The organism is Sporosarcina sp. FSL K6-2383, from assembly GCF_038618305.1.
Taxonomy (GTDB): Bacteria; Bacillota; Bacilli; order Bacillales_A; family Planococcaceae; genus Sporosarcina.
On the sequence record NZ_CP152017.1, the window covers coordinates 3,653,789 to 3,667,500 of the forward strand.

Consider the following 13,712-nt stretch of genomic DNA (forward strand, 5'->3'; position numbering starts at 1 on the left):
AATCAAAAAGCACCAACTCCTATAATCGGAGTTGACGCTTTTTATCTTAGATATGACGGATCACATCATGCCGCCCATGCCACCCATATCTGGCATTCCACCCATTCCAGCACCAGCTGGCTCAGGAAGGTCCGCAACTACTGCTTCAGTCGTTAGGAACATAGCTGCTACAGATGCTGCGTTTTGAAGTGCTGAACGTGTCACCTTAGTTGGATCGACGATACCTGCTTGCATCATGTTGACCCAAGTACCTTCTGCAGCGTTGAAGCCAATGCCAACTTCTTCACGTTTGAGACGGTCAACAACGATTGAGCCTTCAAGGCCTGCGTTGTTAGCGATTTGACGAACTGGCTCTTCAAGTGCACGAAGAACGATTTTCACGCCTGTTGCTACGTCGCCTTCTACAGACTCTAGTAACGCTTCTACTTTGCTGTAGACGTTAACAAGTGCCGTACCACCACCAGAAACGATACCTTCTTCGACAGCTGCACGTGTAGAGTTCAATGCGTCTTCGATGCGAAGTTTACGTTCTTTTAGTTCTGTTTCAGTTGCCGCTCCAACTTTGATGACGGCAACGCCGCCTGCTAATTTCGCAAGACGTTCTTGCAATTTCTCTTTATCGAATTCAGATGTAGATTCTTCAAGTTGAACGCGGATTTGGTTAACGCGTCCTGCAATCACTTCAGAGTTGCCGCTACCTTCGACGATTGTCGTGTTGTCTTTCGTTACAACGACTTTCGCTGCGTGTCCAAGTTGCGTAATATCTGCTGATTTAAGGTCAAGGCCTAAATCTTCTGTAATGACTTGACCACCTGTTAGTACTGCGATGTCTTCTAGCATTGCTTTACGGCGGTCACCGAAGCCTGGAGCTTTTACTGCAACAGCATTGAATGTACCACGAAGTTTGTTCACAACAAGTGTTGCTAGCGCTTCGCCTTCAACGTCTTCTGCAATCATTAGAAGTGGTTTACCTTGTTGAACGACTTGTTCAAGAACAGGAAGAATTTCCTGGATGTTTGTAATCTTTTTATCTGTAATTAAAATGTATGGGTTATCGAGAACTGCTTCCATTTTGTCTGTATCTGTTGCCATATAAGCAGACGCATAGCCACGGTCGAATTGCATACCTTCTACGACATCTAGTTCAGTCGTGAAGCCTTTCGATTCTTCAATTGTGATAACACCATCGTTACCAACACGCTCCATTGCTTCAGCGATCAATTGTCCGACTTCCTCGTCGCCAGAAGAGATAGCCGCAACTTGCGCAATTTCTTCTTTCCCTTGGATTTCATCGGAAATATCTTGTAATCCTTCAATCGCAGCGATAACCGCTTTTTCGATTCCTTTACGGATACCGACAGGGTTTGCGCCAGCTGTAACGTTTTTCAAACCTTCACGGATCATTGCTTGCGCTAGAACCGTTGCAGTTGTTGTACCGTCACCTGCGATTTCGTTCGTTTTCGAAGCGACTTCTGCTACGAGTTTAGCACCCATATTTTCAAATGCATCTTCTAATTCGATTTCTTTTGCGATTGTCACACCATCGTTTGTAATAAGTGGTGAACCGAATTTCTTTTCAAGAACAACGTTACGTCCTTTAGGTCCAAGTGTTACTTTTACAGCATCTGCTAATGTATCAACACCACGAAGCATTGCGCTACGTGCGTCTTCATTGAATTTAATTTGTTTAGCCATTTATAAGTTCCCTCCTGATTTTCGTGTATTTGTAAATTAACCGATTGGTAGCTTATTAGCCGATAATCGCTAAAATGTCGCTTTCACGCAGGATCAGATATTCGTTACCTTCATATTTCACTTCAGTACCAGCATATTTTGAGAAGATGATCCGATCGCCTTCTTTAACTTCCAGGTCGATGCGCTGGCCATTTTCAAGCACACGTCCAGTACCTGCCGCAATAACTTTACCTTCTTGCGGTTTCTCTTTCGCGGAATCCGGTATTACAATACCGCTTGATGTTTTTTCTTCTGCCTCGATCAATTCGATTAAGATACGGTCACCTAATGGTTTCAACAAGTAAAACAACCTCCTCAAAGTAATTTCTACATTTTTAGCACTCGGTAGATGTGAGTGCTAACACATTTCCTATCATAATGAATATTTGCATTAATTGCAAGCGAAATACTTTCAATTACGCTACAGTGTAGTTGCGTCGAGAGTTCACACTTCCTATTGATTCGAGTTAAACATTTCTCTTTGCTTATCTGGCTTTAAACAGCTAAAATTAACCTCAGCCACAGTTGAAAGGGTGGGTTCGTTGAAAAACTGGAAAATCTCTTTATGGCTCTTAGCAACATATGCAGCCATGCATATGGGTAGTATCTTTTTAAGCCAAGGTTTGTTTGACTACTTCCCCTGGAATGAACAATATAGTGAAAAAGACATTGCCTATCGCGCAAGCGCTTGGGCATTGTTCATCAGCAATGCTCTTGCGGCCATTGTATTTTTGGCATTCATCTTTCGCAATAAAAAGTTCTTCCATATTTTCAAAGGAAAAAAATCTACAACCGGCAATGCGATTCTTTGGGGAATCATCGGTTTCTTCCTCGTTATGGGAGGACAAATGCTCGCTGGTATGATTGAAGGCTTGTTTGGCATCACGCCGGGGTCTGATAATACGGCTATACTCAGTGACATTGCAAAAGTATCCCCTATCATCATTCTTTCAATCGTCTTATTTGCACCATTCCTAGAAGAAATAGTGTTTAGACGCATTCTTTTTGGTGGAATTTATCAAAAAACAAATTTCTGGGTTGCCGCCATTGCCAGTGCCCTGATTTTTGCTGCAGTGCATAACGAGCTTGAGCATCTTTTAGTCTACATGGCGCCCGGACTCATATTCTCTTATCTGTACTATCGAACCAAACGACTGCTGACACCAATGATTGCCCACCTACTCATGAATGGCTTCGTCGTCATTGCCAATCTAAACCTCGAGAAACTTCAAAAATATCTCGAAGAGCTAGAAAGTTTAAAGCAAGGAATTATCATCTTTTTCCAATAAAAAAATCTTCCTTACCGAAATTTTCGGTTGGAAGACTTTTTTATTGTTGCTCCTGTTGACCCATCACTTCGTCAATTTGTCGCTGTTGCTCTGCACGAACTTCTTCTAACTGTCGCTCTCGCTCTGCCAGCTCTTCATCCGACTTCCGTTGCTTTTCTGCCTTCAAATATTTTCGATAGCCAAATTTGGATATGAAAATACTGATTTCATAGAGCGCAAACAATGGAACGGTCACGAATAAGTGAGAAAACAAATCAGGCGGTGTAATAAAGGCTGCAATGACGAACAGTACGAAATAAGCATACTTTCGAATTTTCACCAATGTTGCCGGATCCAAAATACCAAGTCTTGTTAAAAATAGCAGGACAATCGGCAACTGGAAAACGATACCGAATGGTATGAGTAATTGAAACAAGAATGAGAAATACTCATTAATGCCAATTGTTTGGGTAATGCCCAAATCTGACGATAAATTCACCATGAACTTCATCACATATGGCAATAGTACAAAATAGGCAAACGAAATCCCCCCGACAAATAGGAAGAACGTGTACGGGATATAACTCAACGTTGCACGTCGTTCCGTTTCATGTAACCCAGGCGAGATGAACGCCCATAACTGATACATAGTAACCGGTGAAACAATAATGACCGCAACAAAAATAATCACTTTCAAGTAGATCATAATAGGATCGAGCACACTGAATGCATTTAACGTAGTACCATCAACTAATCCGTCATGCTCCAAAAACTGAAATTGCAAAAATTGTATGATTGGCTTGGCGATGAAAAATCCGCCTATTATTGCAACAACAAAGAAAACGACGATTACCATCAGCCGTTTTCTAATTTCATCTATATGTTCAATGATTGTTAAGTTTTTTTCTGCCATTGGACAAACATCCTAACTTACTTCACTTCTTCTTTCTTAACTTCCACTTGCAATACTTCTGCTTTTTTGTCTTCTACTTTCTTTACGTCGTCATTTTCTACGAGACCTTTCGTCGCGTTTTTAAATTCACGCAATGAAGAACCGAACGCCTTCCCAATCTCAGGCAACTTCTTTGGACCGAAAACAAGCAACGCAATAATTGCGATAATGACTAAACTCATTGGACCTGGCATCTCAGACACCTCCCTCGTAGTAGAAGGACTAAACCATCCCTCATTCTGCTATCCATTTTACACGAAAACAGCTTGTATTACTATTATTGGGCCATTATAATTGTGAATTTTTGACGTCATTTTTCATGAAATAAATGAGTGTCTGTAACTCTACAGATAAATCAATCGTATGGACACGCACTTCATCAGGTGCCGTCAAGCGGACTGGTGTAAAGTTCAAAATCCCTTTAATCCCTGCCTCCACCAGCTTATCGGTAACATCCTGCGCTACCCGTGATGGTACTGTCAGAATGACAAGATCAATGCCTAGTTCAACAATTTTTTCACTAATTGTATCTGGGTGAAACACAGGAATGCCACTCAACATTTTTCCCCCTGCCGGAGCTTTTGGATCAAACGCTACGACAATACGTGTATTATGGTTTTTATGAAAATTATACTTTAAAAAAGCACTACCCAAACTGCCCACACCAATGAGTGCAACATCCGTTCCTTCATCCTGATCAAGAATCTGACGGAAAAATTCGACAAGATAATGCACATCATAGCCATATCCTTTGCGGCCAAGCGCCCCAAAATGGGAGAAGTCTCGCCGGATTGTTGCCGCATCAATTTTCATCGCTTCACTTAATTCACTTGAAGATACACGTTTCTTCCCTAAATTTGCGAAGTTTTGAAGAAATCTATAATAGAGAGGCAACCGCTTTGATGTCGCCTGTGGTATTTTTGGCGTTTCTTCTATCATTGTATAGCCTCCCGAACCTACTCATTCATTACAACCTGGCACAACAGCGGCCAAACATAAACCGATTCTATCGTACAGTAGATACAGAAGGTTGTAAAGTCGACCGTTGCACGCTTCGAGCCATTCCAGTAAACTAAAGTAGAATAGAGGTGTTCGATATGATTGTATTACAAGTGAACGGACTGACAAAATCATTCTCAGGAACCAATATATTAGAAAATATTCGACTCGAAGTCCAACACCGTGACCGCGTTGCACTCGTTGGACGTAACGGAGCAGGCAAGTCGACACTTCTGAAAATAATTGCTGGTGAAATGACAGCAGACTCAGGCGATTTAATTATCCCGAAAGACGTTAGAATTGGTTATCTTGAACAGCATAGTGGTATCGACTCTTCCTTGTCTGTCTGGCAAGAAATGATGACCGTCTTCGAACCACTTCATAATATGGAAAGACGGCTACGGACACTTGAGGTGCAGATGGCTGACCCGGCTGTATACGACAACCCAACAGACTATGAACGGGTAATGTCAGAGTATGACGCCCTTCAAATCGAGTTCAAGGATTCTGGTGGCTATCAATATGAGTCAGACACGCGCTCCGTTCTACACGGTATGCGCTTTTATCCCGACGATTATGAAAAAAGCGTCAGCCTTCTATCTGGAGGCCAAAAGACACGCTTAGCACTTGCGAAAATGCTGCTTAGCAAGCCTGATCTTCTCATCCTTGATGAGCCGACAAACCATCTCGATATCGAAACGCTCGGCTGGCTGGAAAAATACCTCGTTTCTTATGAGGGTGCCATTTTAATTGTTTCACACGACCGCTATTTCCTGGATGAAATCGTGACAATCGTCTATGAAGTTTCTAGGCGTAAAGTGGCGAAGTATATAGGTAATTACAGTGCTTATCTCGACGAAAAATCGAAGAATTACGAACGTGATCAAAAGCTTTTTGAAAAGGACATGAGTGAGAAAGCGAAACTCGAAGATTTCGTCCAGCGCAACATTGCTCGTGCATCGACTTCTAAAATGGCGAAGAGCCGTCGCAAACAGCTCGAACGGACAGACTGGATGGATTCGCCTGACGGAGACGAAAAATCAGCTAGCTTTAGCTTTTCAATTGACCGCCCGAGTGGTAATGATGTGTTAGCGCTCGACAATGTTGCGATTGGCTATAACGATACCCCTGTATCAACAGGCATCAACCTGCGTGTCTACAAGCAAGACCGTATTGCTATCATCGGACCGAATGGCGTCGGCAAGTCAACATTGCTGAAAACACTCGTCAAAACAAATGAAGCCATTGCAGGCTTGATACGTTATGGGACAAACGTTCAATTTGGTTATTATGATCAGGAACAAGCTACACTAATTGGGACTAGCACTGTTCTTCAGGAATTATGGAATGATTGGCCGATGATGAATGAAAAAGATGTGCGCTCTGTGCTAGGTCGCTTTTTATTTACAGGCGAAGATGTGGATAAGCCCGTCACTTCCTTATCAGGTGGCGAAAAAGCACGACTATCACTTGCTAAGCTAATGCTCGAAAAATCGAATACACTCGTTCTCGATGAGCCAACAAACCATCTGGACTTAGACAGCAAAGAAATTCTCGAAAATGCATTGGATGATTTCCCAGGTACACTCATCTTCGTATCACATGACCGTTACTTTATTAACCGTATCGCAACAAAAGTCATTGACATTAGTGCAACAGGTGCTGTCGAGTATCTCGGCGATTACGATTATTTTGTGGAGAAGAAGTTGGAACAGCAAGAGTTGCTTGACGAGGCGAATCTCACGAAAGCAACTACAATACCTTTACAAGGCAGAAAGAACGAAGAAGATAAAGAACTGAAAAAGCAGGAAAGAAAACTGACGAGGTCGATTGCAGAGCTTGAAGCGGAGCTATCCGGGTTAGACGAAGCGATAGCATCCCTGCAAGACGAACTTGTTACGCCTGAATATGCAGATGATCACGTGAAGCTAATGGAGCTACAAGCACAAATCGATGCACATCAGATGGATCATGATAACAAATCAGAAGATTGGTTGCTCCTTCAAGAAGAATTGGAATCCCTTTCTTAAAGAGTAGTGATTTTAACGCACCACATCGAATCGATAGCACCGATTCAATGTGGTGCGTTGTCGTTTCGGCTGTCGGAATATGATAGATAATCTTCAGCATTGTTTTTCTCGGGAAATTATTTCCCACAATCTTATACACAATTAAAATGTTGATAGAATGGGATACAAACAATGTTATGCACATTATCCACAGGTTCTCTATTTTTTATACACAAAGTTATCCTGTCATCAACGTTATGAAATGTACAATTTCATATGTTATGCACAACTTGTCCACAGATTGTGCATAAGTACGAATGTTCCCTCTTGACAACTCAGAAATTATTCCAACATAAAAACACGAAAATTGTTGTTTAATGACAATTTTCGTATTTACATTTATTTATTGATTCCACGAAGCGAGTGGCATACCTGGCTTGCCATTCATCGAAAGATTTCCACGTATTCCATCTACAAACATCGCTGCTCCTGCGGCCGCAATCATGGCTGCATTATCTGTACAAAGAGTAATTGGTGGGACATAAAAGGGAATTTCCTCTTGCTTAAATGCCTGTTCTAGTGATGCACGCAAGCCTTTGTTTGCTGCAACACCACCAGCCGCAATCACTTGCTTCACCCCATACTCCTTCGCTGCCTTTAATGCTTTCGTCGTCAGCACCTCAACGACACTCGCCTGAAAGCCAGCTGCAACATGAGCTGGATTAATCTGTTCTCCACGCTGTTCAAGATTATGTTTATAATTAATAACGGACGACTTAAGCCCACTAAAACTAAAATCATACGAATCTGACTCAAGCCACGCCCTTGGAAAAGATATTTCCGCATCACTTTCTGCCGCTAATCGGTCAATTTCTGGTCCACCAGGATAAGGAAGTCCAAGCACGCGAGCGACCTTATCGTAGGCTTCACCAGCAGCGTCATCTCGTGTCTCTCCAATAAGTTTGAATGACCCGTGTCGTTCCATTAGTACAAGCTCCGTATGCCCTCCAGAAACGATGAGTGCTAGCAACGGAAACTCCATTGGTTGCATTAACTCATTCGCGTAAATATGACCCGCAATATGATGAACACCAACAATCGGCAAACCATTGGCAAAGGCAAAAGCTTTAGCTGCATTGACACCGATTAATAATGCCCCTACTAGTCCTGGTCCTTCTGTTACAGCAACTGCATCCAGCTGTGCAGGAACTAATCCAGCTTCCGCAAGCGCTTCTTCAATGACCAACGTAATCTGTTCTACATGATGTCTCGATGCTATTTCAGGCACAACACCACCAAATCGTTTCTGGCTTACAATTTGGGAAGCAACAACATTTGAAATAATCTCCGTTCCATTTTTTACAATGGAAGCAGCTGTTTCATCACAGCTTGTTTCAATCCCTAATATATAGTTATCTGTCATCATTTGAACTCCACCCACATGACGAGCGCATCTTCATGGTCGTCTGTATAATAGTTTTTTCGTATTCCACCATCCTGGAAACCAAGCTTACGATACAAATTTTGTGCAGTATCATTCGTCAAGCGCACTTCAAGCGTCATCAACCGAACTTCCATCTGTTCGCAAAGTGTCATTGCTTCCCTCATTAGGGCTTCACCAATCCCATTGCCCCGCATATGCGGACGTACAGCTACATTCGTAATATGACACTCATCCAATACAATCCACATACCACAATGACCAATAACCTCTTGGCCATCGACTGCAACGACATAATGCGCATAGTCATTCCCCGTCATCTCATGCTCAAAAACTTCCATCGTCCATGGTATCGCAAAAGACTCTTGCTCAATTTCCACAACGGCAGGAATATCTTCTATCGTCATTTTTCTATATTGAATATCTTTACTCACTGGCTTTTTCCTTCCCCTGCTCTTTCAACCAATTCGCCTCTGCCTCGGCAATACGGCGATATTCTGGAACAAATGCATGTACATCTGTTTCTGGTGCCGACTGAGCTGCAATATAAATGAGTGAAGAAGCACGCGGCAAATTGAGATGGAGCGGCGCTATTTCGGCTCGTTCACCAAGTCGTTTAACAATCTGCTGTTCATGCATAGCCGTATCCTTCCCGACAAATAACAATGGACCTTCTTGCTTCTCCAACTGCTGGATTAATTCTTCTAAAGAATAATGACCATCCTCTATAACTTCCATCAGCTTTCCAGCATCCAAGCGATAAGCGCCTGCATAAACATTATTTCTTCTAGCATCGACAATTGGACAAATTAAACCTGTAAAAAATAATGCATTAGTAGCCAATACCTTCAGGCTAGAAACACCAACGAGTGGTTTGCCAAGTGTCCAAGCCAATGTTTTCGCAATCGTCACACCTATACGCACACCTGTATAAGAACCCGGTCCTTCCGAAACAGCAATGGCATCAATATTTGCTGGTTCAAGTCCAGCCTTTGCCAGCAACTCTTCAATAGCCGGCATTGCGCGTAATGAGTGGTTAACGGCCATTGCAGATATTTCCTCCACCAACAATTCTCCATCCCTCACAACCGCAACTGAAAGTGGTGTATTAGCTGTATCTATCCCAAGCCAAATCATAAGAAAATCCCCTCACAAATCTTTTCATATCGTTCACCTATCGGCTTCAATGTAATCTTCCGCTGATTCCCGCCTCCATGAACGAGTCGAATTTCCAAACGGTCCGAGGGCAAATCCTCCTCAATCAAATGTGCCCATTCAATAACGGATATTGCATCCCCGTAAAACAATTCATCCCAACCAAGATCTTCATCACTATCAGCCAAACGGTAAACATCTAAGTGATTGAAAGGGTAATTCCCTTCATACTGCTTTAAAATCGTAAATGTTGGACTATTAACCGTTCGAGTAACTCCTAAACCTCTCGCCAGCGCCTTTGTAAACGTCGTTTTACCAGCACCAAGATCACCCTCCAGAGTAAGTACATCCGGTGGTGAAAGAAGTGCAGCCAACTTTACCGCTAACTGCTCTGTTTCAGCAACAGAATTGACTTCAATTTCCCTAATCATACGATTTTTCCTTTCCACTGCTTTGCTATAGTGTACCGAAAATGGCGCCCATCGGAAAGTATAGATGCTTAATGCTCCATTTTCAGTCGTTGTTTGTAAGTAACAAAAAAAACCGACTCTGGAATAAATCCCTAGAATCGGTTTGTAAATTAAAATTAAATGGCGGTCCCGACCGGGATCGAACCGGCGATCTCCTGCGTGACAGGCAGGCATGTTAACCGCTACACCACGGGACCTAAATAGGTAATACTTGTTCGACATTGTAAAAATCCTTTACACATTTAAGTCGAAATAAATGTGTAAGCCCGGCGACGTCCTACTCTTGCAGGGGGAAACCCCCAACTACCATCGGCGCTGAAGAGCTTAACTTCCGTGTTCGGGATGGGAACGGGTGTGACCTCTTCGCCTTCGTCACCAGACTATGTTGAGCTTGTTCACTCAAAACTGAATAATACGACAGTGTGTTTCACAAATCAGGGCCAACCTGCCCTTTTTACTAGAAGGTTAAGTCCTCGTTCGATTAGTATCTGTCAGCTCCACACGTCGCCGCGCTTCCACCCCAGACCTATCAACCTCATCTTCTTTGAGGGAACTTACTTACTTGCGTAATGGGAAATCTCATCTCGAGGGGGGCTTCATGCTTAGATGCTTTCAGCATTTATCCCGTCCACACATAGCTACCCAGCGATGCCTTTGGCAAGACAACTGGTACACCAGCGGTGTGTCCATCCCGGTCCTCTCGTACTAAGGACAGCTCCTCTCAAATTTCCTGCGCCCGCGACGGATAGGGACCGAACTGTCTCACGACGTTCTGAACCCAGCTCGCGTACCGCTTTAATGGGCGAACAGCCCAACCCTTGGGACCGACTACAGCCCCAGGATGCGATGAGCCGACATCGAGGTGCCAAACCTCCCCGTCGATGTGGACTCTTGGGGGAGATAAGCCTGTTATCCCCGGGGTAGCTTTTATCCGTTGAGCGATGGCCCTTCCATGCGGAACCACCGGATCACTAAGCCCGTCTTTCGACCCTGCTCGACTTGTAGGTCTCGCAGTCAAGCTCCCTTATGCCTTTGCACTCTACGAATGATGTCCAACCATTCTGAGGGAACCTTTGGGCGCCTCCGTTACTCTTTAGGAGGCGACCGCCCCAGTCAAACTGTCCACCTGACACTGTCTCCTGCCCCGATAAGGGGCATGGGTTAGAAGTCCAATACAGCCAGGGTAGTATCCCACCAACGCCTCCTCCGAAGCTGGCGCTCCGGAATCTTAGGCTCCTACCTATCCTGTACAGGCTGCACCGGAATTCAATATCAGGCTACAGTAAAGCTCCACGGGGTCTTTCCGTCCTGTCGCGGGTAACCTGCATCTTCACAGGTATTATAATTTCACCGAGTCTCTCGTTGAGACAGTGCCCAGATCGTTACGCCTTTCGTGCGGGTCGGAACTTACCCGACAAGGAATTTCGCTACCTTAGGACCGTTATAGTTACGGCCGCCGTTTACTGGGGCTTCAATTCAAAGCTTCGCTTGCGCTGACCTCTCCTCTTAACCTTCCAGCACCGGGCAGGCGTCAGCCCCTATACTTCACCTTACGGTTTTGCAGAGACCTGTGTTTTTGCTAAACAGTCGCCTGGGCCTATTCACTGCGGCTCTCTCGGGCTTTAACACCCTAACAGAGCACCCCTTCTCCCGAAGTTACGGGGTCATTTTGCCGAGTTCCTTAACGAGAGTTCTCTCGATCACCTTAGGATTCTCTCCTCGCCTACCTGTGTCGGTTTGCGGTACGGGCACCTCCCGCCTCGCTAGAGGCTTTTCTTGGCAGCGTGAAATCAGGGACTCCGGAGATTAATCTCCTCGCCATCACAGCTCAATGTTATAGGAACGGGATTTGCCTCATTCCACACCTTACTGCTTAGACGCACATAACCAACAGTGCGCTCACCCTATCCTACTGCGTCCCCCCATTACTCAAACGGCGGGGAGGTGGTACAGGAATATCAACCTGTTATCCATCGTCTACGCCTTTCGGCCTCGACTTAGGTCCCGACTAACCCTGAGCGGACGAGCCTTCCTCAGGAAACCTTGGGCATTCGGTGGAAGGGATTCTCACCCTTCTTTCGCTACTCATACCGGCATTCTCACTTCCAAGCGCTCCACCAGTCCTTACGGTCTAGCTTCAACGCCCTTGGAACGCTCTCCTACCACTGATACCAAAGGTATCAATCCACAGTTTCGGTGATTCGTTTAGCCCCGGTACATTTTCGGCGCAGCGCCACTCGACCAGTGAGCTATTACGCACTCTTTAAATGATGGCTGCTTCTGAGCCAACATCCTGGTTGTCTGGGCAACGCCACATCCTTTTCCACTTAACGAATACTTGGGGACCTTAACTGGTGGTCTGGGCTGTTTCCCTCTCGACTACGGATCTTATCACCCGCAGTCTGACTCCCAAACATAAATCATCGGCATTCGGAGTTTGTCTGAATTCGGTAACCCGGGATGGGCCCCTAGTCCAAACAGTGCTCTACCTCCGAGATTCTTAAGTTTGAGGCTAGCCCTAAAGCTATTTCGGAGAGAACCAGCTATCTCCAGGTTCGATTGGAATTTCACCGCTACCCACACCTCATCCCCGCATTTTTCAACATACGTGGGTTCGGGCCTCCAGTAAGTGTTACCTTACCTTCACCCTGGACATGGGTAGATCACCTGGTTTCGGGTCTACGACCCCATACTCATTCGCCCTATTCAGACTCGCTTTCGCTGCGGCTCCGCATTCACTGCTTAACCTTGCATGGAATCGTAACTCGCCGGTTCATTCTACAAAAGGCACGCCATCACCCATTAACGGGCTCTGACAACTTGTAGGCACATGGTTTCAGGATCTATTTCACTCCCCTTCCGGGGTGCTTTTCACCTTTCCCTCACGGTACTGGTTCACTATCGGTCACTAGGGAGTATTTAGCCTTGGGAGATGGTCCTCCCGGATTCCGACGGAATTTCACGTGTTCCGCCGTACTCAGGATACACTCTGGAGAGAATGGACTTTCGACTACGGGGCTTTTACCCGCTACGGCGGACCTTTCCAGGTCGCTTCGCCTAATCCATTCCTTTGTAACTCCGTATAGAGTGTCCTACAACCCCAGGAAGCAAGCTTCCTGGTTTGGGCTTTTCCCGTTTCGCTCGCCGCTACTCAGGGAATCGATGTTTCTTTCTCTTCCTCCGGATACTTAGATGTTTCAGTTCTCCGGGTCTGCCTCGTTTACGCTATGTATTCACGTAAACGTACTGCCCCATTATGGGCAGTGGGTTTCCCCATTCGGAAATCTCCGGATCAAAGCTTACTTACAGCTCCCCGGAGCATATCGGTGTTAGTGCCGTCCTTCTTAGGCTCCTAGTGCCAAGGCATCCGCCATGCGCCCTTTCTAACTTAACCTTTTGGGTTCAATCCGCTTAACGCTTCATGAATTCCATTGGTGACTTTTCATCAACAGCGATGTATCCGAAAAAGTCGTAAAAAGGTATTGCAATCGTAAATAACAAGTTATTTACGTGGTTGATTCTTGATTTGTTACTATCAATGTCGTTTTATCCAGTTTTCAATGAACAAGTTTAAAAAAGGCATCTCTTATTATAAAAGATAAACCTTCAAAACTGAACGCAAAACGTCAACTTGCAGACCCCTAGGGTCTACATTCCGAATAATTCCTTAGAAAGGAGGTGATC

11 protein-coding genes, 1 tRNA gene and 3 rRNA genes (1 of these 15 cut by a window edge) are annotated in these 13,712 nt (G+C 44.7%); 2 read left to right on the forward strand and 13 right to left on the reverse strand.

The features are described 5' to 3' along the window. Positions 1-60: 60 nt before the first annotated feature. Both groL and groES read right to left on the reverse strand, forming a co-directional pair. A complete protein-coding gene (gene groL / locus MKZ10_RS18400; protein WP_342506656.1) occupies positions 61-1,695 on the reverse strand; it encodes a chaperonin GroEL in 1,635 nt (544 codons plus the stop codon). Between the two features lie 55 nt (positions 1,696-1,750). Beyond that, on the reverse strand, positions 1,751-2,035 hold the full coding sequence (groES, locus tag MKZ10_RS18405; protein WP_203249170.1) for a co-chaperone GroES: 285 nt from the start codon (positions 2,033-2,035) through the stop codon (positions 1,751-1,753). A 241-nt stretch (positions 2,036-2,276) separates the two neighbouring features. Between groES and MKZ10_RS18410 the strand changes: the two genes are divergently transcribed. Next, entirely contained in the window at positions 2,277-3,023 is a 747-nt protein-coding gene (locus tag MKZ10_RS18410; protein ID WP_342506659.1) for a CPBP family intramembrane glutamic endopeptidase, read from the forward strand. Between the two features lie 40 nt (positions 3,024-3,063). Here the strand turns inward: MKZ10_RS18410 and tatC are convergent, their stop codons facing one another. The 3 genes from tatC to MKZ10_RS18425 all read right to left on the reverse strand — a co-directional run bounded on the left by tatC (position 3,064) and on the right by MKZ10_RS18425 (position 4,893). After that, a complete protein-coding gene (tatC, locus tag MKZ10_RS18415) occupies positions 3,064-3,915 on the reverse strand; it encodes a twin-arginine translocase subunit TatC (RefSeq protein ID WP_342506661.1) in 852 nt (283 codons plus the stop codon). Between the two features lie 17 nt (positions 3,916-3,932). Then, the gene (locus tag MKZ10_RS18420; RefSeq protein ID WP_342506663.1) at positions 3,933-4,148 is read right to left on the reverse strand and encodes a twin-arginine translocase TatA/TatE family subunit; all 216 of its coding nucleotides are present in this window, start codon (positions 4,146-4,148) and stop codon (positions 3,933-3,935) included. Between the two features lie 94 nt (positions 4,149-4,242). Next, the gene (locus MKZ10_RS18425; protein ID WP_342506665.1) at positions 4,243-4,893 is read right to left on the reverse strand and encodes a redox-sensing transcriptional repressor Rex; all 651 of its coding nucleotides are present in this window, start codon (positions 4,891-4,893) and stop codon (positions 4,243-4,245) included. A 158-nt stretch (positions 4,894-5,051) separates the two neighbouring features. Here MKZ10_RS18425 and MKZ10_RS18430 point away from each other — a divergent pair, with 158 nt between their 5' ends. After that, positions 5,052-6,983: an ABC-F family ATP-binding cassette domain-containing protein gene (locus tag MKZ10_RS18430; RefSeq protein ID WP_342506667.1), complete on the forward strand. Its 1,932-nt coding sequence runs from the start codon at positions 5,052-5,054 to the stop codon at positions 6,981-6,983. A 382-nt stretch (positions 6,984-7,365) separates the two neighbouring features. Here MKZ10_RS18430 and tsaD read toward each other — a convergent pair whose 3' ends face one another. From tsaD to MKZ10_RS18470, 8 genes are all read right to left on the reverse strand, one after another. Then, the gene (gene tsaD / locus MKZ10_RS18435; protein WP_342506669.1) at positions 7,366-8,388 is read right to left on the reverse strand and encodes a tRNA (adenosine(37)-N6)-threonylcarbamoyltransferase complex transferase subunit TsaD; all 1,023 of its coding nucleotides are present in this window, start codon (positions 8,386-8,388) and stop codon (positions 7,366-7,368) included. Beyond that, positions 8,385-8,837, reverse strand: coding sequence for a ribosomal protein S18-alanine N-acetyltransferase (rimI, locus tag MKZ10_RS18440; RefSeq protein ID WP_342506671.1), 453 nt, complete (start codon positions 8,835-8,837; stop codon positions 8,385-8,387). The genes tsaD and rimI overlap by 4 nt, the downstream gene beginning before the upstream one ends. Then, positions 8,830-9,540 carry a tRNA (adenosine(37)-N6)-threonylcarbamoyltransferase complex dimerization subunit type 1 TsaB gene (gene tsaB / locus MKZ10_RS18445; protein WP_342506672.1) on the reverse strand — a complete coding sequence of 237 codons (711 nt, stop codon included), beginning with the start codon at positions 9,538-9,540 and terminating at the stop codon, positions 8,830-8,832. Before tsaB ends, rimI begins: the two co-directional genes overlap by 8 nt. Next, complete coding sequence (tsaE, locus tag MKZ10_RS18450) at positions 9,537-9,989, reverse strand: tRNA (adenosine(37)-N6)-threonylcarbamoyltransferase complex ATPase subunit type 1 TsaE (RefSeq protein WP_342506674.1); 453 nt, start codon at positions 9,987-9,989, stop codon at positions 9,537-9,539. The genes tsaB and tsaE overlap by 4 nt, the downstream gene beginning before the upstream one ends. 160 nt (positions 9,990-10,149) lie before the next feature. After that, positions 10,150-10,225, reverse strand: a tRNA-Asp gene (locus tag MKZ10_RS18455). 67 nt (positions 10,226-10,292) lie between these two features. Further along, positions 10,293-10,408 (reverse strand): 5S ribosomal RNA (gene rrf / locus MKZ10_RS18460). An 81-nt stretch (positions 10,409-10,489) separates the two neighbouring features. After that, positions 10,490-13,422, reverse strand: a 23S ribosomal RNA gene (locus MKZ10_RS18465). Positions 13,423-13,699: 277 nt separating this feature from the next. Next, positions 13,700-13,712, reverse strand: a 16S ribosomal RNA gene (locus MKZ10_RS18470); it runs 1,539 nt beyond the window's last position. Together the 16S, 23S and 5S rRNA genes with 1 tRNA gene alongside form the textbook arrangement of a ribosomal RNA operon.

What these genes read in the sequence shown, in the direction of transcription:
- groL (WP_342506656.1), bottom strand. Translation starts at nt 1,695, where the DNA reads ATGGCTAAACAAATTAAATTCAATGAAGACGCACGTAGCGCAATGCTT.
- tatC (WP_342506661.1), bottom strand. Translation starts at nt 3,915, where the DNA reads ATGGCAGAAAAAAACTTAACAATCATTGAACATATAGATGAAATTAGA.
- MKZ10_RS18420 (WP_342506663.1), bottom strand. Translation starts at nt 4,148, where the DNA reads ATGCCAGGTCCAATGAGTTTAGTCATTATCGCAATTATTGCGTTGCTT.
- MKZ10_RS18425 (WP_342506665.1), bottom strand. Translation starts at nt 4,893, where the DNA reads ATGATAGAAGAAACGCCAAAAATACCACAGGCGACATCAAAGCGGTTG.
- MKZ10_RS18430 (WP_342506667.1), top strand. Translation starts at nt 5,052, where the DNA reads ATGATTGTATTACAAGTGAACGGACTGACAAAATCATTCTCAGGAACC.
- tsaD (WP_342506669.1), bottom strand. Translation starts at nt 8,388, where the DNA reads ATGATGACAGATAACTATATATTAGGGATTGAAACAAGCTGTGATGAA.
- tsaB (WP_342506672.1), bottom strand. Translation starts at nt 9,540, where the DNA reads ATGATTTGGCTTGGGATAGATACAGCTAATACACCACTTTCAGTTGCG.
- tsaE (WP_342506674.1), bottom strand. Translation starts at nt 9,989, where the DNA reads ATGATTAGGGAAATTGAAGTCAATTCTGTTGCTGAAACAGAGCAGTTA.